18 protein-coding genes and 2 pseudogenes are annotated in these 20,447 nt (G+C 42.7%); 3 read left to right on the top strand and 17 right to left on the bottom strand.

Features of this window, described 5'->3' with window-relative positions; genetic code table 11:
• Positions 1-83: 83 nt before the first annotated feature.
• From glmS to mnmG, 13 genes and pseudogenes are all read right to left on the bottom strand, one after another.
• Entirely contained in the window at positions 84-1,913 is a 1,830-nt protein-coding gene (gene glmS, locus C6H66_RS06495; protein WP_105395138.1) for a glutamine--fructose-6-phosphate transaminase (isomerizing), read from the bottom strand.
• 102 nt (positions 1,914-2,015) lie between these two features.
• The gene (gene glmU, locus C6H66_RS06490; protein ID WP_105395137.1) at positions 2,016-3,395 is read right to left on the bottom strand and encodes a bifunctional UDP-N-acetylglucosamine diphosphorylase/glucosamine-1-phosphate N-acetyltransferase GlmU; all 1,380 of its coding nucleotides are present in this window, start codon (positions 3,393-3,395) and stop codon (positions 2,016-2,018) included.
• Between the two features lie 129 nt (positions 3,396-3,524).
• A complete protein-coding gene (locus C6H66_RS06485; RefSeq protein WP_011144452.1) occupies positions 3,525-3,947 on the bottom strand; it encodes a F0F1 ATP synthase subunit epsilon in 423 nt (140 codons plus the stop codon).
• Between the two features lie 21 nt (positions 3,948-3,968).
• Positions 3,969-5,351 (bottom strand): F0F1 ATP synthase subunit beta, encoded by a 1,383-nt coding sequence (gene atpD / locus C6H66_RS06480; RefSeq protein WP_011144453.1) that lies wholly within the window; start codon positions 5,349-5,351, stop codon positions 3,969-3,971.
• Positions 5,352-5,385: 34 nt separating this feature from the next.
• Positions 5,386-6,249 carry a F0F1 ATP synthase subunit gamma gene (atpG, locus tag C6H66_RS06475; RefSeq protein ID WP_036814819.1) on the bottom strand — a complete coding sequence of 288 codons (864 nt, stop codon included), beginning with the start codon at positions 6,247-6,249 and terminating at the stop codon, positions 5,386-5,388.
• 58 nt (positions 6,250-6,307) lie between these two features.
• Positions 6,308-7,849: a F0F1 ATP synthase subunit alpha gene (atpA, locus tag C6H66_RS06470; RefSeq protein ID WP_036814820.1), complete on the bottom strand. Its 1,542-nt coding sequence runs from the start codon at positions 7,847-7,849 to the stop codon at positions 6,308-6,310.
• Positions 7,850-7,863: 14 nt separating this feature from the next.
• Entirely contained in the window at positions 7,864-8,397 is a 534-nt protein-coding gene (gene atpH, locus C6H66_RS06465) for a F0F1 ATP synthase subunit delta (protein ID WP_046396704.1), read from the bottom strand.
• Between the two features lie 12 nt (positions 8,398-8,409).
• Positions 8,410-8,880 (bottom strand): F0F1 ATP synthase subunit B, encoded by a 471-nt coding sequence (gene atpF, locus C6H66_RS06460; RefSeq protein ID WP_036782028.1) that lies wholly within the window; start codon positions 8,878-8,880, stop codon positions 8,410-8,412.
• Between the two features lie 58 nt (positions 8,881-8,938).
• The gene (gene atpE, locus C6H66_RS06455) at positions 8,939-9,178 is read right to left on the bottom strand and encodes a F0F1 ATP synthase subunit C (protein WP_000429386.1); all 240 of its coding nucleotides are present in this window, start codon (positions 9,176-9,178) and stop codon (positions 8,939-8,941) included.
• A gap of 53 nt (positions 9,179-9,231) precedes the next feature.
• The gene (atpB, locus tag C6H66_RS06450) at positions 9,232-10,056 is read right to left on the bottom strand and encodes a F0F1 ATP synthase subunit A (RefSeq protein ID WP_036782030.1); all 825 of its coding nucleotides are present in this window, start codon (positions 10,054-10,056) and stop codon (positions 9,232-9,234) included.
• 30 nt (positions 10,057-10,086) lie between these two features.
• Positions 10,087-10,464, bottom strand: a complete 378-nt coding sequence (gene atpI, locus C6H66_RS06445) for a F0F1 ATP synthase subunit I (RefSeq protein ID WP_036814862.1) — start codon at positions 10,462-10,464, stop codon at positions 10,087-10,089.
• A 610-nt stretch (positions 10,465-11,074) separates the two neighbouring features.
• Positions 11,075-11,695, bottom strand: coding sequence for a 16S rRNA (guanine(527)-N(7))-methyltransferase RsmG (gene rsmG, locus C6H66_RS06440; protein WP_046396705.1), 621 nt, complete (start codon positions 11,693-11,695; stop codon positions 11,075-11,077).
• Between the two features lie 13 nt (positions 11,696-11,708).
• Positions 11,709-13,085, bottom strand: a pseudogene (mnmG, locus tag C6H66_RS06435) (tRNA uridine-5-carboxymethylaminomethyl(34) synthesis enzyme MnmG); the annotation flags it as partial.
• Positions 13,086-13,242: 157 nt separating this feature from the next.
• Between mnmG and C6H66_RS06430 the strand changes: the two are divergent.
• Both C6H66_RS06430 and C6H66_RS06425 read left to right on the top strand, forming a co-directional pair.
• On the top strand, positions 13,243-14,181 hold the full coding sequence (locus tag C6H66_RS06430; RefSeq protein WP_248000621.1) for an SGNH/GDSL hydrolase family protein: 939 nt from the start codon (positions 13,243-13,245) through the stop codon (positions 14,179-14,181).
• A gap of 210 nt (positions 14,182-14,391) precedes the next feature.
• Positions 14,392-15,315 (top strand): GNAT family N-acetyltransferase, encoded by a 924-nt coding sequence (locus C6H66_RS06425; RefSeq protein WP_105395136.1) that lies wholly within the window; start codon positions 14,392-14,394, stop codon positions 15,313-15,315.
• Between the two features lie 85 nt (positions 15,316-15,400).
• On the opposite strand, the pseudogene C6H66_RS06420 reads toward C6H66_RS06425, so the two are convergent.
• From C6H66_RS06420 to gntR, 4 genes and pseudogenes are all read right to left on the bottom strand, one after another.
• Positions 15,401-16,376 (bottom strand): annotated as a pseudogene (locus C6H66_RS06420) (RNA-guided endonuclease InsQ/TnpB family protein).
• A gap of 179 nt (positions 16,377-16,555) precedes the next feature.
• Entirely contained in the window at positions 16,556-17,893 is a 1,338-nt protein-coding gene (gene gntU / locus C6H66_RS06415) for a gluconate transporter (RefSeq protein WP_105395135.1), read from the bottom strand.
• Positions 17,893-18,432 (bottom strand): gluconokinase, encoded by a 540-nt coding sequence (gene gntK, locus C6H66_RS06410; protein ID WP_105395134.1) that lies wholly within the window; start codon positions 18,430-18,432, stop codon positions 17,893-17,895. Before gntK ends, gntU begins: the two co-directional genes overlap by 1 nt.
• 168 nt (positions 18,433-18,600) lie before the next feature.
• Positions 18,601-19,596 carry a gluconate operon transcriptional repressor GntR gene (gene gntR, locus C6H66_RS06405; RefSeq protein ID WP_046396050.1) on the bottom strand — a complete coding sequence of 332 codons (996 nt, stop codon included), beginning with the start codon at positions 19,594-19,596 and terminating at the stop codon, positions 18,601-18,603.
• A 707-nt stretch (positions 19,597-20,303) separates the two neighbouring features.
• Here gntR and tnpA point away from each other — a divergent pair.
• Positions 20,304-20,447, top strand: a 144-nt coding sequence (gene tnpA / locus C6H66_RS27410) for an IS66 family insertion sequence element accessory protein TnpA (protein WP_146111026.1), incomplete at its 3' end; no start/stop codon positions are given.

The following is a 20,447-nucleotide window of genomic DNA, read 5'->3' as shown; positions in this document are numbered from 1 at the left end:
TAATGATAAATTTTCTCAGTTCAAAAAAAAGCCTCTGTATTTTAATGTACAGAGGCTTATTTCAACTTCTTATTATAAAACGATTATTCTACGGTCACTGATTTAGCCAAATTACGAGGCTGATCAACGTCAGTTCCTTTAATCAGAGCAACATGATAGGAAAGCAGTTGCAGAGGCACAGTATAAAATATTGGTGCAATCAGCTCTTCAACATGCGGCAACGGAATAATCTTCATTCCTTCACTATCGGTAAAACCCGCGTCCTGATCAGCAAACACATATAGCAATCCACCACGGGCACGTACTTCTTCGATATTAGATTTCAGTTTTTCTAGCAGTTCATTGTTCGGAGCTACAATGATAACCGGCATATCTGCATCAATCAGTGCCAGTGGACCATGTTTTAATTCACCAGCAGCATAAGCCTCAGCATGAATATAAGAAATCTCTTTTAATTTCAGAGCGCCTTCAACCGCAATCGGATATTGATCACCACGGCCAAGGAACAAAGCGTGGTGTTTATCAGAAAAATCTTCCGCCAGCGCTTCAATAATTTTATCTTTCGATAACATGCTTTCGATACGGCTTGGCAGTGCATGTAATGCATGAACAATTTCTTGCTCCTGCTCTGCATCAACACCTTTCAAACGTCCAAGGTAAGCCACCAGCATCAGCAATACTGTCAGCTGAGTTGTAAACGCCTTAGTTGAAGCAACACCAATTTCTGCACCGGCTTTGGTCATCAGAGCAAAATCAGACTCACGTACTAAAGAAGAACCCGCTACGTTACAGACTGTCAATGATGTGAGATAGCAAAGTTCTTTGGATAAACGCAGCGCTGCTAATGTATCTGCGGTTTCACCCGATTGAGACAAGGTGATCAGTAAGCTTCCTGAACGGCGTGCTGATTTGCGGTAACGGAATTCAGAAGCAATTTCCACATCACAAGGAATACCTGCCAATGCTTCAAACCAATAACGGGAAACCATACCTGCATTATAGGATGTACCACAAGCAACTATCTGAATATGCTCTACTTGAGCTAATAATTTAGCTGCGTTAGGACCAAGTTCAGATAGATCTACCTGCCCATGACTCAAGCGTCTTTCCAGAGTGCTTTTAATCGCCATTGGCTGTTCATAGATCTCTTTTTGCATGTAATGACGGTAGACACCTTTGTCACCAGCATCATACTGGACATTGGATTCTATCTGTTCCCGTTCAACCGGTTCGCCCTGAGCATTGAAAATGCGCACAGTACGACGAGTTACTTCAGCAATATCCCCTTCCTCAAGGAAGATAAAACGACGAGTAACAGGCAATAGCGCCAACTGATCAGACGCCAGAAAGTTTTCTCCAACACCCAAGCCTATAACCAAAGGACTACCCGATCTTGCAGCAATTATTGTTCCAGGATCACGGCTATCCATGATGACTGCGCCATAGGCACCTCGCAGCCGAGGAATAACTCGTTGAATAGCTTCTAACAAAGTACCACCCTGTTTTTGTTCCCAATGAACAAGGTGGGCAATAACTTCTGTATCAGTATCCGAGATAAATTGATAACCGAGTTCAATTAATTGAACTCGCAACTCTTCATAGTTTTCAATAATACCATTGTGAACAACGGCAATATAATCAGATACATGCGGGTGAGCATTTTTCTCGTTTGGTTCACCGTGTGTAGCCCAGCGGGTATGAGCAATACCTGTCCCACCAAGGACCGGCTGCTTATCAACTTTATCAGCAAGTACTTGTACCTTGCCGACTTCTCGCAGACGGAGCATATTTTTTTCGTTATCAACAACCACCAAGCCGGCGGAGTCGTAACCACGGTATTCCAAACGACGCAATCCTTCAATCAGGATTTCTGCAATATCTCGTTGTGCTACTGCACCAACAATTCCACACATCAGTTTTATTCCTAAAAATAGGGCTGATGAAAGCCCTTTATATGTCAAGAGCCTGATTGTTTTCCGGTTTTTCCGGTCCCCGAGCCTGTAGAGTGGGGATTATTATTTTATTTTTTTTTCCTTCACAGGGCGTTTCCACCCCTGAATATGCGTTTGTTTAGTTCTACTTACTACCAGTTCATTTTCAGCTATGTTTTTTGTCACTGTTGTTCCTGCTCCGATTGTAGCGCCTTTAGCAACAGTCACCGGAGCAACAAGCTGAGTATCAGAACCAACAAAAACATCGTCACCAATAATGGTTTTAAATTTATTAGCACCGTCATAGTTACAGGTAATAGTACCTGCACCAATATTTACATTACGACCAATGTCTGCGTCGCCAAGATAAGTCAAATGTCCAGCTTTAGAACCTTTACCCAGATAAGATTTCTTCATCTCAACGAAATTCCCTACATGGGCTTTTTCAGCGAGTTTAGAACCGGGACGCAAACGTGCAAAAGGCCCAACAGTACAACCCATCTCCATTTCAGAATCTTCAACTATTGTATAGGGGCTAATAATAGAATCATCACCAATGATGCAATTCTTCAACACACAACCGGTACCAATCTGTACGTTATTACCAAGGGTTACATTACCCTCAATAATGACATTAGTATCAATAACCACATCACGGCCATGAATTAGTGTGCCACGTAAATCAAAACGAGCAGGATCCAACAACATAACACCCGCTAGTAATAATTGTTCCGCTTGCTCAGATTGATAAATACGCTCAAGAGCAGAAAGTTGAAGGCGGTTATTTACACCTTCCATTTCACTCAAGCGAGTTGGGTGCACCGCTTCAATTTTTCTGCCTTCTTTATAAGCTAGCGCAATCACATCAGTCAGGTAATATTCACCCTGAACATTGTTGTTATCTAATTGGGACAACCAACGTTTTAAATCACCACCATTAGCAACCAGAATTCCTGTGTTTATTTCACTGATTTTACGTTGTTCTTCAGTCGCGTCTTTCTGCTCAATAATACCAGTTACTTCTCCGTTTTCACGAATAATACGGCCATAACCCGTTGGATTATCCAAAATTGCTGTCAATAAACCTATACCACCCTCAGGTTTAACCGCTAGTAAGCGTTCAAGGGTATCCACCCCAATAAGAGGTACGTCGCCATATAATATTAAAATATCTTCATCATCAGCGAAATGTGGTGCTGCCTGCTGCATTGCATGGCCAGTCCCTAATTGCTCTGCTTGTAATACCCAATTCAGTGTCTGATCAGAAAGGGGTTGCTTCATCAGGTCACCACCATGTCCATAAACTAGGTGAACATTTTTGGCGCCCAATGCCATTGCAGTATCAATTACATGCTGAACCATAGGTTTACCAGCCAGCAAGTGCAGAACTTTAGGGAGATCAGAGTACATGCGGGTTCCTTTACCCGCGGCAAGGATCACAACACTTTTTGCACTGTTAGACATAAGAAACCTGATAGCTCCAATTTAAGATAAAAAAAGTAAACCTGTTTGCGAGATAAATTACTACATATTTCGCAATACAAAAAAGCCAGTTAGCTTTCACCAACTGGCTTCTTTATTTAACTGCCTGTATTACATCGCTTTTTTTGTTAACTCGATTACACGAAGTTTCGCAATCGCTTTAGACAATTCAGCTGATGCCTGAGCATAGTCAACATCACCGTGAGAATTACGGATGTGTTCTTCAGCTTTACGCTTAGATTCCAACGCCTTAGCTTCATCCAAATCTTTACCACGGATCGCAGTGTCAGCCAGTACGATAACGCCGCTCGGTTGTACCTCAAGGATACCACCAGAAAGGTAAATGACCTCTTCTTCACCGAACTGCTTAACAATACGTACCATGCCAGGTTTTATGGCAGTCAGTAGCGGAGCATGTCCTGGGTAAATGCCCAGTTCACCTTCACTACCTGTCACCTGAATTTTCTGTACCAAACCTTCAAACATCCGGCTTTCAGCACTGACAACATTCAGATGGTAAGTCATTGCAGCCATGTCAACCTCCGGTCAGCCGTATTAAAGTTTCTTCGCTTTTTCCACAGCTTCTTCGATGGTACCTACCATGTAGAATGCCTGTTCTGGTAGGTGGTCATAGTCGCCGTCTAAGATACCTTTAAAGCCACGGATAGTATCTTTCAGGGAAACGAACTTACCTGGTGAACCAGTAAAGACTTCTGCAACGAAGAACGGCTGAGACAGGAAGCGCTGGATCTTACGAGCACGCGCAACTACCAGCTTATCGTCTTCTGACAGTTCATCCATACCCAAGATGGCGATAATATCTTTCAGCTCTTGATAACGTTGCAGGATAGATTGAACACCACGAGCAACATTATAGTGCTCTTGACCAACAACCAATGGATCGAGCTGACGACTGGTCGAATCCAACGGATCAACCGCAGGGTAAATACCTAAAGAAGCGATCTGACGGCTCAAAACTACGGTCGCGTCCAAGTGGGCGAAAGTCGTCGCCGGAGATGGGTCAGTTAAGTCATCCGCAGGTACATAAACAGCCTGTACGGAGGTAATAGAGCCGGTTTTGGTAGAAGTAATACGTTCTTGCAGAACACCCATTTCTTCCGCCAGAGTTGGCTGATAACCTACCGCAGATGGCATACGACCAAGCAGTGCGGATACTTCAGTACCTGCCAAGGTATAACGATAGATGTTATCAACAAATAGCAGAACATCGCGGCCTTCATCACGGAACTTTTCAGCCATTGTCAGACCAGTCAACGCAACACGTAGACGGTTTCCTGGTGGCTCGTTCATCTGACCATATACCAGAGATACTTTATCCAGTACGTTAGAGTCTGTCATTTCGTGGTAGAAGTCGTTACCTTCACGGGTACGCTCACCTACACCGGCAAATACAGAGTAACCCGAATGCTCAATCGCAATGTTACGGATCAACTCCATCATGTTTACGGTTTTACCTACACCCGCACCACCAAACAGACCAACTTTACCTCCCTTAGCGAATGGGCAAATCAGGTCCATTACCTTAATACCGGTTTCCAGTAGTTCTTGAGAGTTAGATAACTCTTCATAGCTTGGAGCCGGACGATGAATAGCCCAACGCTCTTCTTCACCGATATCGCCTTTCATGTCGATTGGTTCACCCAACACGTTCATGATACGGCCCAATGTCGCTTTACCAACCGGAACTTCAATTGGGTGGCCTAAATCAGTGACACTTAAACCACGGCTTAAGCCATCAGAAGTACCCATTGCAATACAACGAACAACGCCGCCGCCCAACTGCTGCTGAACTTCCAGCACCAGCTTAGCTTCGCCGTTTTGAACCTCAAGAGCATCGTATACTTTTGGTACGGTATCTTGAGGGAATTCGACGTCCACCACGGCGCCGATTACCTGGATAATCTTTCCAGTAGCCATCTTGAATCCTCTACGTAATTCATAAACCTAGCTGTTAAACCGCGGAAGCACCCGAAACAATTTCGGTCAGCTCCTGAGTTATGCTGGCCTGACGAGCTTTGTTATAAACCAACTGCAACTCTTTGATCAGGCTGCCACCATTATCAGTTGCGGCTTTCATCGCCACCATTCGTGCGGCCTGTTCACTAGCCAGGTTTTCAACGACGCCCTGATAAACCTGCGATTCTACATAACGACGCAGCAGTATATCTAGCAACGCCTTAGGATCAGGTTCGTATAAATAATCCCAGGATTTCTTCTTCAGTGTCTCATCATCTCCGGCAGGCAGAGGCAATAACTGAGTAATAGTCGGTTCCTGGGACATTGTATTGATGAACTTGTTTGTCACCACATACAATTTATCCAGACGCCCCTCATCGTATGCCCGCAGCATGATATTCACTGGCCCGATCAATTCGGATAGTGAAGGGTTATCTCCCATGCCTGTTACCTGAGCAACAACGTTGCCCCCAACAGAAGCAAAGAAAGAGGTAGCCTTAGAGCCGATAAGCGCCAGATCACACTGGACACCTTTATCAGACCAGTCTTTCATTTCTGAAAGCAGTTTTTTGAACAGATTAGTGTTCAAACCACCGCACAAGCCACGATCGGTAGAAACAACCAGATACCCAACACGTTTGGTTTCACGCTCTTCAAGGTATGGATGTTTATATTCCAGATTACCTAACGCAAGGTGACCAATCACATTGCGTATGGTTTCTGCATAAGGACGGCTGGCCGCCATGCGATCCTGCGTTTTACGCATTTTGGACGCAGCAACCATCTCCATCGCTTTAGTGATTTTTTGCGTGTTTTGCACGCTGGCGATCTTGGTACGTATCTCTTTTGCGCCGGCCATTCCTGATTCTCCTCATTAACCAGACGGCCCATGTTTAATTAAACCGGGCCGAATAGTGTTACCAGGACTGAGTTGCCTTGAAGGAATCCAGCAGAGCTTTTAGCTTTGCTTCGATCTCTTCATTGTAACCACCAGACTGGTCAATCTCTTTTAGAAGATCAGCATGTTCACGGTTGGCATATGCAAGCAACGCAGATTCGAAATCAATAACCTTAGCAATTTCGATATCTTCCAGATAACCACGTTCCGCAGAAAACAGAGACAACGACTGCTGTGCAACAGACATTGGGGCATATTGTTTCTGTTTCAGCAATTCAGTTACTTTTTGACCATGATCCAACTGCTTACGGGTTGCATCATCAAGGTCAGAAGCAAACTGAGAAAATGCTGCCAGTTCGCGATATTGAGCCAGAGCAGTACGAATGCCCCCAGACAATTTCTTAACGATTTTAGTCTGAGCAGCACCACCCACACGGGATACGGAAATCCCTGGGTTAACTGCTGGACGAATACCCGCATTGAACAAACTAGATTCCAAGAAAATCTGACCATCAGTAATTGAAATAACGTTTGTCGGTACGAATGCTGATACGTCGCCTGCCTGAGTTTCAATGATAGGCAGGGCCGTCAGAGAACCGGTTTTACCTTTCACTTCACCATTGGTGAATTTTTCCACATATTCAGCGTTAACACGTGCCGCACGTTCCAGCAAACGAGAGTGCAGATAGAAAACGTCACCTGGGAATGCTTCACGTCCTGGCGGACGACGGAGCAACAGAGAAATTTGACGATAAGCTACAGCTTGCTTAGACAAATCATCGTAAACAATCAGCGCATCTTCACCGCGATCACGGAAGTATTCGCCCATTGCACAACCCGAATATGGCGCCAGGTATTGTAATGCCGCAGATTCTGAAGCAGTCGCAACAACCACAATAGTATTGGCAAGAGCACCATGTTCCTCTAATTTACGAACAACGTTCGCAATAGTAGAAGCTTTCTGACCAACTGCAACATAGACACATTTTATGCCTGAGTCACGTTGGTTAATGATTGCGTCAATAGCCAGTGCTGTTTTACCCGTCTGACGGTCACCGATAATCAGTTCACGTTGACCACGACCGATAGGGATCATTGCGTCAACGGATTTATAACCAGTTTGTACCGGCTGATCAACAGATTGACGGTCGATAACACCTGGAGCGATCATTTCAACAGCAGAGAAACCATCATGCTCAACAGGGCCTTTACCATCAATTGGCTCACCCAGCGTGTTTACTACACGACCAAGCAGGCCACGACCAACAGGTACTTCAAGAATACGGCCAGTACACTTAACCTTCATGCCTTCTGCTAAGTCAGCATACGGCCCCATCACAACCGCACCTACGGAGTCACGCTCCAAGTTCAATGCGATTGCATAACGATTGCCAGGCAGTGCGATCATCTCACCCTGCATAACTTCGGCTAAACCGTGAATACGAATGATACCGTCGTTAACGGATACAATCGTACCTTCATTGTGAGCTTCACTCACTACATTGAACTGAGCAATGCGCTGCTTGATCAGTTCGCTGATTTCGGTGGAATTCAGTTGCATATGCTCCAGTCCCCTTAAGACTGCAAGACGTCTGTTAAGCGATCTAAACGGCCACGAATACTACCATCGATCACCAAATCACCTGCGCGGACAACCACACCAGCAATAACAGACTTATCAATTTTGCAATTCAGCTTAACTTTGCGTGACAGACGTTTTTCCATCGCTACAGAAATTTTAGCCAGCTGTTGTTCTCTCAGTTCGGCGGCAGAAATTACTTCAACATCAACGGTTGATTCAAGTGATGCACGCAATTGAATAAATTGCTGCAAAACTTCTGGTAACGCCAATAAGCGACCATTCTCTGCCATAACACGAATAAAGTTCTGAGCATGTTCATCGACCTGTTCACCGCAAATTGCGATAAAGGTATTAGCTAATGTTTCCGATGCCAATGAACCGGAAAGCAGCTCGCCAACTTGCTCATTACGAGTCACTTCAGCCGTGAACGCCAGCATATTCTGCCATTGTTCAAGCGATTGTTTTTCCACAGCAAAGTCAAAAGCTGCTTTGGCGTAGGGGCGAGCTACAGTAGCGAATTCAGACATGCCCCTCCCTCCTTACAGTTCAGCGACCAGTTTATCAACGATGTCGCTATTAGCAGCTTCATCCACGGAACGTTCGATGATTTTCTCGGCACCTGCGATAGCCAACATAGCGACCTGCTTACGCAACTCTTCCCGAGCACGCTTACGTTCGGCATCAATTTCTGCCTGAGCTTGCGTTACGATTCTGTTACGTTCCTGCTCAGCTTCCGCTTTTGCATCATCAAGGATCTGGGCTTTTTGTTTATTAGCCTGTTCAATGATGACCTGAGCTTCCGCTTTCGCTTTCTTCATTTGGTCGGTCGCATTGGCTTGCGCTAAGTCCAGGTCCTTTTTGGCACGTTCTGCAGAAGATAAACCGTCAGCAATTTCTTTTTGACGTTTTTCTATGGCCGCCATGATCGGTGGCCATACGAACTTCATACAAAACATAACAAACAAGACAAACGCAATGGCCTGGCCGAGGATTGTTGCATTAATATTCACAGCACAATACCTCTTTTAAAATTAATGAGTTGACGTAGTTTCAGATTATTTCTACAAACTACGCGACAGCAAACATTACGTACAAGCCAAGGCCCACAGCAATCATTGGGATGGCGTCAACCAGACCCATAACGATAAAGAACTGTGTACGCAGCAGAGGGATTAAATCCGGCTGACGAGCAGCGCCTTCCAAAAATTTACCTCCGAGGATGCCGATACCGATCGCAGCACCGATTGCCGCTAGACCCATCATTACAGCGGCAGCCATGTACAGCAGATCCATATTCAGGTTTTCCATGACAGTCTCCAGTTTGTTTCAGTTAAAACACAGTTAGTTATTGTGGTAAAAAATTAATGTTCTTCAGACGCCATCGACAGATAAACAATCGTCAGAACCATGAAAATAAAGGCTTGTAACGTAATAATCAGTATGTGGAAAATAGCCCAAGGCAGGCTGAGTAACCACTGCGACCACCACGGTAACAGACCAGCTATAAGAATAAAGATCAATTCACCCGCATACATGTTACCAAACAGTCGCAGACCGAGTGATACCGGTTTTGAAAGCAGGCTAACTCCTTCCAGAATTAAGTTAATTGGAATAAACAGTGGATGATTAAAAGGCTGTAAAGTCAGCTCCTTTGTAAAACCACCAATCCCTTTCATCTTAATGCTGTAGTAGAGGATGAGGACAAAGACACCAATAGCCATCGACAAGGTAATACTGACATCTGCTGTTGGCACGACACGCAGAGCCGGTAAACCAAAGACATGTTCACCGATATAAGGGAGAAAATCGATTGGCAATAAGTCCATCACGTTCATTAATAACACCCAAACGAACACTGTCAGTGCCAAAGGGGCAATAACTTTGCTCTTTCCGTGATACATATCACGAACGCTGTTATCAACAAAACCCATGATCAATTCTATAGCAGTCTGAAGTTTGCCAGGTACGCCACTGGTGGCATTAACCGCAACCTTTCTGAATACATACAGAAATAAAATCCCTAATACGACTGAGAAAAAAAGCGAGTCAATGTTCAACGTCCAGAACGTTGCAGAACCACCAGAGTTGGGATCGACCAACTCAAAGGTACGTAGGTCCAACTGAAGGTTATTCAGGTGGTGGCCTATGTAGTCCCTTGCAGTTGAAACTTCTCCTGATGCAGACATGATGCCTCTTACCCTTTTATTGTTGAAAACCTAACCGTTTATCACAGCAGGTGCGATGATTTGCACAATCAGCACCGCTAAATAAGTTAAACCTAGTGGTGCAAACGCCGCTTTAAACACGCCTAAAGCAACAACCAGCACAGCTATTGTAATAATAACTTTCAACCCTTCGCCAACAGCGAAAGACCATGCAATACGTACAGGAACCTCTTCTTCTTTTGCTTTTTGAAAACTGGCAAACAGCATGAATATGGCATTAGGTAACCAACATGCTAACCCACCAGCAAAAGCAGAAGCGCCCCATTCTATACTTTTGGTACAAAAAGCCACACTGAGAACAACAAAAGTCATTAACTGCAAAAAAAGCAGCTTCAGTGCAATTTTACCGCTGTAAAGGGATACAGACATGACTTTTGTTTTCTCCCCTTGCACGTCTTGCATATCAGGTTTTGCTAAATGTTGTATAAAACTGCCTTTGCTTAAGAGTGTCAAGTGACAAAAACGTGCAAATTATACGGGCCGCCAAAATGAATTCAATCCATAAGTAGCGAAAAGGTGAACAATTATTTAAATTTTTTATTTTGGCGCCAGATTGCAAGCTAATGATTGTGCTGATCTCTTGTTTTTAATAATTTCATACATTTCGGACTTAAATGTGATTTAAGTCACATAATTTTTTCGTTTGTTAATTATCTTTAACATTCACAGGTGATAAAAATAAAACAAATTAATAATAAAATCAATTCGTTAATTTAATTTCATATAAAAGAGTGATTATATTATTGATTTAAATCACCCAGTTAACTTCTGGCTAGTTTAAAAAAGTGAGTCTGATGAAAAAATGCTTTATTTGATTTTAAAAGGTTCAACTATCTTAATATCAAGATAACGTTATTTTTGTGTAATAACTCGGTAAATTAAAGCTGAAACGAGGTAAACCATAATTAACGATGCTGATTACAGTACAATTGTGCTCAACATCACTAATTATTTATAACTTTATTGACAAATAACAAAATCAGTTTGATTTAAGGATAACCAAATGACGTTGCCCTTCCAGTTCAGGAACATCTAATTTAATAACCGAATCAACGGAAATTCCAAAAGGCAACATAGTCAGGTCTTCTTCTGGGAGCACACCTTTAAGGGCATAGAAGCGCCCGTGAATAGGCTCTGGCAAATGACTGCACCAAGAGACCATATCTTGTAACGAAGCAAAAGCACGGCTTACTACGCCATCAAAAGGAGGCTCAGAAGAATACGCTTCAACTCTACTTTGTACTGGTTCGATATTTACCAAATCAAGTTCATGCTGAACCTGGCGCAAAAACCTCACCCTTTTACCTAAACTATCCAGTAACGTGAAGTGAGAATCAGGACGAATAATCGCTAACGGGATACCAGGCAATCCCGGTCCTGTTCCCACATCGATAAAACGATGACCTTGCAAATAAGGACTGACAACAATGCTGTCCATGATATGACGTACCAGCATTTGCTCCGGATCACGTACTGATGTGAGATTGTAAGCTTTATTCCACTTATTGAGCATGTCAACATAGGCTACAAGCTGCTGTTTCTGCTGTAGTGACAGCTCTATTCCTGCTTTGGTCAGCAGCAATTCTAGTTTGTGAAGCACAATTAAAATCCTCTCAGGCACTGCGGCGCAATAATCCTTGTTTTTTCAACCACACAAGTAAAATTGAAATGGCAGCAGGTGTTACCCCTGAAATACGAGAAGCCTGACCAATTGAACTTGGTTTATGATCATTGAGCTTAGCGACAACTTCATTAGAAAGACCACTGATTTGACGGTAATCGAGATCAACCGGTAATGATGTGTTTTCATTACGTAGCTGTTTTTCGATTTCTTCTTGCTGGCGGGCAATATATCCCTCGTATTTAACCTGAATTTCAACCTGATCAGCGGCTTGTGGTTCTTCAAGACCCGGAGAAAACAGGGGCAACGAGGTCAAAAGTTCATAGTTCATTTCAGGTCGACGTAATAGATCTTCACCATTAGCCTCTTTCGATAATGGCATTTTCAATATGTTGTTTATGTCATCAAGATTACTTGAATTAGGGTGAATCCAAATATTACGTAAACGCTGACGTTCTTGTTCAACCATTTCGACTTTATGGCAATAATGTTCCCAACGTGAATCATCTACTAACCCTAATTCACGGCCTTTTTCTGTTAAGCGCAGGTCTGCATTATCTTCACGTAGCATCAGACGATACTCAGCTCGAGAAGTAAACATACGGTATGGTTCTTTAGTCCCTAAAGTACATAAATCGTCAACTAAAACGCCAATATAAGCTTGATCACGGCGAGGGAACCAACCTTCTTCTTCTGAAGCATAACGAGCTGCGTTAAGGCCAGCCAAGAGTCCTTGAGCAGCAGCTTCTTCATAGCCCGTGGTACCGTTAATTTGCCCAGCAAAGAATAGACCGTGGATAAATTTACTTTCTAGTGTTTGTTTCAGATCTCTTGGATCGAAGAAATCGTATTCTATTGCATAACCAGGACGAATAATGCGAGCATTTTCCATTCCTTTCATGGAGTGAACAATTTGTATCTGTACGTCAAATGGCAAGCTGGTAGAGATACCATTTGGATAGATTTCATTACTGGTCAGTCCTTCAGGCTCGAGGAAGATCTGGTGAGCGTTACGATCTGCAAAACGCATGACTTTATCTTCGATTGAAGGACAGTAGCGTGGACCGATCCCTTCAATGATCCCTGCGTACATTGGACTACGATCCAAATTATTGCGGATCACATCGTGAGTTTTTTCATTAGTATGAGTGATATAACACGGTATTTGTTGTGGGTGTTGTTCCACATTCCCAAGGAAAGAGAATACTGGTGTTGGGTTATCACCTAGTTGTTGTGTTAACTGACTAAAATCAATAGTTCTGGCGTCAATACGTGGTGGCGTTCCTGTTTTTAATCTGTTTACACGTAAGGGCAGTTCACGTAAGCGTTGTGCCAACGAAATTGCAGGAGGATCACCAGCACAACAACCGGCAAAAGAAAATCAACAGCTAATAGACTTCGGTGAACCAAATTTAGCCTTACTGGCGAATAAACTGCATAACAGTCACCATAATCAACTGCATTTTGTTCAGATAGGCGATTCCCATACCGCTGCTGATTTTTTTACCGGCAAGCTTCGCTCTTTATTGCAACAACGTTTTGGCGATGCAGGGATTGGTTTTGTTAGCCCAATTAATGTACCTGGCCAACGTAACGCTATGGTCAGTATGACCGGTAATACACAGCAATGGAAACTCACTACCAGCCGCAAAGATAATCGGCCTGATTTTCCTCTTGGCGGTGCAATTGCAGAACCCAATAGCCAAATAAGTCAATTAATTCTAAAGCTGTTTGCACCATCCCATGATCGCTATCAACTCAAGACGTTATACCAAGCATCGGGGGATGCTCAGATTCTGGTTCAATCTGCAACCAAACGAATCGTGAAATTATCGGCAACCCACGGTCACTGGCAATTTTCTACTGGAGAATCTGTTACATTCCCAGTTAATATTATGGCGATACAAAATAATCAGTTAAAATTAGGCGGCTGGTTTATCAAACGCGCACAACCAGGTATTATGTTATCTGCCTTGGGTATTAATGGTGCAACTATTAATATGATGGATAAGTGGCAGCCACAATGGATTGATACATTAGTTCAAATGCGTCCTGATATGGTGATCCTCGCTTATGGCACAAATGAGGCTTTTAATCATTCGCTTAATTTATCAAGCTATCGCCAGCAACTGGAAACGAAGATAAAGCAGATTCGTAACCAGCTACCACAAGCAGTTATCCTTATTATTGGGCCGGGTGATTCTTTGAAAAACAATCAACTTACAAGTTGTACAACACAACAACCAACAATGTTGGATAATATCATCCATATTCAACAAAAAGTCGCTCAAGATCAGCACACACTATTCTGGAACTGGCGTGAATATATGGGTGGAAAATGCTCAATTAAGAGCTGGGCGCAACAAGATCTTGCTCGTCCTGATTATGTTCACCTTTCGGCCGCGGGTTATGAGCGCAGTGCTGAAGCTTTATATCAACAATTAATAAATATTCTCGATCAATAAGCAACAATAAAGCTTGATTGGGAATAGTACTAAATACTTATCTTGTTTTTAGTGCAGAAAAATTAAACTTATAATCTTAGGTTTACAATATGTATGAGCTCACAAGAAACCCATTTAATAAAGACAAACTAGCTTTTTTGTTGTATTTAATACGTTGAAAAATAAGTTTATACATGTGTAAAACATAGCGTCAAAAAGAGTATTTAAAATATGATTTTTCCAAACAAGTATCCGCTCAGCTCTATAAAAAGACTCATCTCCGGCTGGAAAGAGTGTAGTTTCGAACGTTACCAACAAGCGTATTCTCTTTATGGTGGTGGAATATCGACTCATCCAGATATTGTACGCTTCTTAAATGAAAAATTTGGCAATAGTTTTATCTTTTACGTCAAAGAAAATCCACAAATAGAAAACGTTATCGAAGGGGCATACTTTACATGTAAAGATCATCATCTGGCAGCAAGTCACCAAAAAGATTACCACTTCTTCACCTATGATGAAATTATCTTTCCTATCGCCAAACATCTAAAAACCATCATTCCAGGGAAATCTAAAACCATATCGCTCCTGCACAAAGAAAATTTTATCAACGTTTGTTATGGTCGGTTAAACAAACGAACAGTCTGTCTTGCTAAAGAAAAATTTTCTTATAAAACAAAAAGAAATCGAAGTAATGAAATTAACAAATTTAAGCGTTCTGGTGGAGAAATACATCAAATTAACGATTTTACCTGCCAAGAGTTCATCGATATTTACACCACACTGTACGAAAAACGCTGGACATATAAAACACATAATGAAGAAGAGAAAGAAAAATTAACTGAATTATATACCGAACTCAAACAACATTTATATGGAAATGTATTAACTATCAATGGTGCCCCAGTTGCCTATGATTTAGTCATAAAAGCAGACAGTCCCCAGTGGATTTCATTTGATGCAGTAGACGGCGGACTCGATCCTGAATATTCCAATCTCAGTGTTGGCAGTATTCTAATGTGGTTAAATATTCAAAATGCTTCAGCGCTCTGTCAGCAGAATCAAAAAACGATGCGCTATTCTATTGGTAGACCTTCTCTCACCTATAAAGATCGCTGGTGCCACCGTCACCCGCTAGCAAGAACACTATTTTAATGTCACCAATATTTTCAGATAGTTTACTTATCTTGCCGCCTTGTGACTGCTCCCCGCCGTAAAAAACGGCGAGGCTTCCCACTTCTCAGGCCGCCACCGTCTTTATGACGGATTGACGCTGGCTTCCGTGGGCAGAAACGACGAGTCCCGCCGCCTGTAATTCTGTTATGCCCTTGCGCTGGATGTTGAGCGCCGCATTGATATCGCGGTCATGTTCGACATAACAGCAAGGGCATAGCTAGATCCGCTTACGCTGCGGCTTTGTATTCCAGTTTCTTGATGAAGCCATGCCAGCCTGCATCCCCGATAGCGCGGGCATGGGCTACCCGCTCATGGACAGACGCCAGACGTAAGCGTGCCTTGCCGCGGTTAGCGCTGCCCTGTTGTTTGCGGAACAGTGATTTCTACTTACGACGCAGGTTACGGGCGGCGTTGATAAGGTGACGCGGGTTATTGACCTTCTCTCCGGTCGACTGGATAAGATAGTGGGATAACCCCATATCACACCCGGTCACGCGGGTAATAACGCCCAGCTTTTCCGGCGCCTCTTTGCCATCGTCACACAGGATAGCGGCGAAATATTTTCCCGTGGCGGTGCGAGAGAGCATAATGCTCTTCACTTTCCCTTCAATCTCTCTGTGTATGCGTGCTTCTATCGGTGACAATTTCGGGATCTTCACTGCGCCCTCCAGCACTTTCACCCCAACACAGTGATAGCTGGATTGCTTGCCCCATTTGCGTTTGAACGCGGGAAATTGGGCGCGCAACTTCGGATTGAAGAAATTATCAAACGCAGTATGCAGATTGATCACCGACTGCTGTAACGCGATAGCATCATATGCCCTGAGCCAGGCATACTTGCGGGATTGCTTCGCGACCGCCAGTAACGGTTTGAGGTCTTTGCGCGGATTTAAATTCACGCCGTGAAGTTTGTAAGCCTGCTTTTTGATGTGCAGCGCCTTGTTGTACGCAAAACGGACCGCACCGAACTGGCCGTTAAGATACTCGGCCTGTTCGGGGGTGGGGTAGATGCGGACTTTGGTCGCTCTTAACCTATTCAGCGCTCATTGAAAAAAAGTGCATTCATTTTAGCCTGTTTTACCGGCAGATATCCATTCAGTCAGGAGACGTCGGAGTCGCCAGCCCTAAAGCCCTCTGGGCTTTTCGCCTGATATCCCCGCCCGCACTGGGCAAAGGTTTACGGCGGTTTTTGCGAATACAATCCCTGAATTCATACAAATTACAACATAGTAAAGAAAACCATTCCAACAACCGCGCCTGTTGTTCCAAGAATAGTTTCCATAATTGACCAAGTTTTCAGTGTCTGAGATTCTGTTGCACCAGTAAATTTACCAAATAACCAAAAGCCTGAATCATTAACATGGCTCAGTACCAAAGAACCACCCGCAATACAGATTGAAAGAGCTGCAAGCTGGGCGCCAGAATATTCCAGAAAATCAACAACTGGCAAAATCAGACCAACAGTTGTCAAACAAGCAACGGTTGCAGAACCTTGAATAATACGTACTGTTCCAGCAAGGATGAAACACGCTAATGCAATAGGCAAGCCCGCACCAATCAATGCATTTCCCAAAGCAGGACCAACACCCGAATCCACTAATACTTGTTTGAATACACCACCAGCCCCAGTCACCAATAAAATAATTCCAGCCGGTTGAATAGCAGAAGAGCAAATATCCATCACTTTTTCTTTACTCATCCCACGGCGAATTGCCAAACCATAAATAGCAATCAAACAAGCAACCAAAATCGCAGAAAATGGATGACCGATAAATGCAAGCCACTGATATAACTTAGATCCTTGATCAACAAAATTCTCACCAATAGCCTTTAATCCAACCAAAGCCAAAGGGAACAGAACCAGTGACAAACTCAAACCAAAAGATGGCATCTTACCTTGACCAAGACTTGGCTCACTTATATCGTTGGGTAAATCCAGAGTGACATACTTACTGATAAAACTACCGAAGATTGGCCCCGCTAGTAACATCCCAGGAATCGCGGCACTGATACCAATCAAGATCATCCAACCAAAGTCAGCATTCATTTGTGAAGCCAACAACATCGGTACTGGACCAGGTAACAAAAACGCTGCGGAGGCTGCAACACCGGCAAACAAAGGAATAACCAGCTTGACTACATTACCGCCAGTACGACGCGCTACTGCAAATGCCACACCAATCAATAAAACAATCGCTACATCAAAGAACAGCGGCAAAGCACAAACCAGGCCAGCGATCCCCAATGAATAATGAGCATTCTTTTCACCAAAACTATTTAGTAATTTAACCGCAATTTGATCCAGTGCTCCTGTTTCATGCAGAACTTTACCAAACATTGCCCCTAGTGCGACAACAATAGCTAAGAAACCTAACGTTCCTCCCATTCCTTCTTGCATTGTTTCAGCAATTTTATCCAGTGGCATACCAGAAAAAACACCCGCTCCCATAGAAACCAGTATTAACGCAATAAAAGCGTGTATTCTGGCCTTCATCACCAGAAACAATAGTAAAAGAACAGAACCTACAGCTGTCAGCACTAAAGTTAAAGTACTCATTATTTTTCCCCTGAAATGACACTATTAATTATTCTTATCGAATGATTTATCACTTCATCAAGAGATGATCTAATGTCAACCAGATAAACATCCTGTTCATCACTCCCCGGCTCTTCTAATGCCTCAAACTGAGATATCAACATTTGAGGTTTAAAAAAATGATCTTTACGTGCCTTCAATCGAATTTCAATTAAATCAAAGTCGCCTTTCATATAAAGAAATGACAGATTCTTATTATTATCACGCAGTATATCCCGGTAATGCTTTTTTAAAGCAGAACAAACAATCAGGGAGACCGAGTTTGTGCGTTGCATAGCAAAAATTGCATGGTTCAGTAATCTCAACCAAGGCTCACGATCTTCATCATTCAGTGCATAGCCTTTAGCCATCTTATTAATGTTAGATCTTGGGTGTAAAAAATCACCATCCAAAAAAGCAGAATCCAATTTACAGGCCACGGCACTGGCAACAGCAGATTTACCACTACCGGATACCCCCATAAGCACAAAAACATGATTCGAATGCTGGGTATCACCCATATAAACTCCTTAACGTAGATATTTTATCTACAAAATGTTACCGGTAACTGTTATCGGTAACATTATCAGAAGTAGAGATGAAATTCGCAACAACACGGAATATTCAGGAAATATAAATGTGATATTTATCACAAATGAGTTCAAAAAAATGCAAATCCACCAAACCGATTAGATACTCTCCCCCGGAGATAACTGAAAACCTATATCAATCATTTTTTGCGGTAAATGTTCGCCTTTCAACCGAGCCATTAATAATTCGGCAGCCCTCCGCCCCATTAAGTCACGAGACGTCAATACACTGGCAAGTTTTGGTGTCATCGCCTGACCAACATCATGACCATGAAAGCCAGCTATTGCAATATCATGTGGTACAGCTATCCCTTGACGTTGGCACTCGAAAATTGCTCCGATAGCGAGATCATCGTTAGTACAAAATAGACCATCAACATCAGGATATTTTGTTCTTGCTTCATTTAGTAACTGCCCCCCTAATGTGTAAGAAGAGCTGTCTGGAGTCATTATCTTACCTGGTTTTAACCCCGCACTTTCCATTGCAGCTTCATAACCCTCCAGACGAATAATTGTCCTTTCATCTTGTCTCGCACCAAGATAAATCACACTCTGACAACCACGCTCAATCATTGCCATTGTCATTTGCCGAGCAGCTTCAAAGTTGTCAATACCGACCGCCGTATCAAAACAAGGAGAAACGCAATCCATCAGCTCAACGACAGGGATACCCGCCGTTTCCAACATTTTTAAAGTTCGTGGAGTGTGAGTGCGTTCTGAAAGAATCAAACCATCAATATTATAGGAAAGTAAAGAAATCAAACGCTCTTCTTCCTTTTCTGAGCGATATCCATAATGAGCCAACATAGTTTGATAACCATAATTGTCCGTCACATATTCGATACCACGGATAACCTCCGCAAAAACTTGGTTAGTCAAAGAAGGCAATAAAATACCAATAGCATGACTAGTAGAATTAGAAAGAATATCCGGCACTTTATTTGGGATATAACCTAACTCATCTAAAGCATCCGCTATTTTTTCTCGCAATTGCTCAGAAACTTGATCAGGATTACGTAAGAAACGACTTACCGTCATTTTAGTTACACCAACACGATCAGCAACATCTTGTAAAATAGGGCGTTTTTTCTTCATATTTCAATGCAATATAGAATTAGTCAAGTTTAGGATAACAAACGCAGTGTTATGACATATTTATACACTATAAGGATACATTTTTTTAAACTTAGTCTGATAGTGAAACCGTAACCCCCATTTATTCAATGCATCGTAAAATCTCATCCTTTAGAACGGAAATATAAGAAATGTTTTTTTATTAATCAGGAGTATTTATTACCGAATGATTGAAAGGCAATGAACCACCACAATCAGCAAGAACCAAGTCTCGACAGTGACTAAGAACTTGAAAATTGCCAAACCTATCAGAAGCAGAGACATTAAGTCAGCTTAGGAGAAATGTCCAGACGAAATTAAGGTTTAATCATTCGATACTTTTAAAATCTATTGAAAACATTGAAAGGTTGAACTCAACTACGGCGAGATAAAACACAGGCAATTAAGTCATGTGCATACACTTAGTCATTAAAATGTTGAAAACATTTCATTAAAAGTGACGAACAAGCCCCATTTTCTATAATTTGGTTCGTTTAGCAATAATATTTACGACACAAACTCATGGAAGTCCTAACCTCATTATTGCACTACAGTTTATTCAAGCAGCGTTTCTACGGTGTATGAGACAAAATCCCAAAGAAATGTAATACTCCGGTCATCTCACCTTGTTCTTCCTCTCCGGCCCCTGCACGCTACTGCTTCCTTATCTTCACCTGGAGACTGACACCATGAGCCGTAGCCGATATACCCCGGAACAAAAACAACACCATGTGGCCCAATGGCGCCACAGTAACCTGACCCGAAAACAGTATTGCGAACAGCATCAGCTGAGTTTTTCCTCTTTCCGCGACTGGATTGCCGACAGTCACAAA

It is taken from the genome of Photorhabdus hindustanensis (assembly GCF_002968995.1).
Lineage (GTDB): Bacteria > Pseudomonadota > Gammaproteobacteria > Enterobacterales > Enterobacteriaceae > Photorhabdus > Photorhabdus akhurstii.
The sequence above is the reverse complement of the archived record's forward strand: the minus strand, read 5'-3'. Positions and strand labels throughout refer to the sequence as shown.